This window comes from Halorubrum sp. Atlit-28R, assembly GCF_003665955.1.
GTDB classification, from domain to species: domain Archaea; phylum Halobacteriota; class Halobacteria; order Halobacteriales; family Haloferacaceae; genus Halorubrum; species Halorubrum tropicale.
Genome location: NZ_QPLS01000151.1, coordinates 1 through 511 on the forward strand (window position 1 = coordinate 1; position 511 = coordinate 511).

Annotated in this window: 1 pseudogene; it reads right to left on the bottom strand. The window is 59.5% G+C overall.

Annotation, left to right across the window (positions count from 1 at the left end):
• Window positions 1-282: pseudogene (locus tag DVK06_RS17260) on the bottom strand (hypothetical protein); the annotation flags it as partial.
• Window positions 283-511 lie beyond the last annotated feature (229 nt).

Consider the following 511-nt stretch of genomic DNA (forward strand, 5'->3'; position numbering starts at 1 on the left):
CTCCTCGAGGAGGTGGTCGTGCTGGCTCCGTCGAAGTAAGAAGCGTCCGCGGCGCTGCGCTTCGCCGTAGACGACCATCGCGCTCTTGATCTCGACGACAGTCCCGGGTTCGAGGAGACAGATGCCGACGAACGGAAGCTCACGACTCGGCGTGAGTAACTCGGTGGTGAGCGCGTCGTGATGTTCGTGCTCGTGGTCCGAAACGTGCCGTAGCTCTGTGTGAACCTGAAGAAGGGTTGTTTCGACGGTGTCTCCCGCCTTCCGAGAGGGCGCGAGACTCATGCCGACCACCCCCAGCAGTGGCTGGAAAGTGTAAGAAAATGCGGGAAAGGGGTATATACAGTATGGGCCGGCTCAGATTCGAACCACGGTCACTCACTGCGTTCGTTCCCTGATTCGAACCTTCACCGGGTGAAATCTCCCACACCTCTCAGACCACTCGCTGTCGCTCGTGGTCTGTGAGAGGTGGGGAGAATATGGGCCGGCTCAGATTCGAACTGAGGTTACGGCC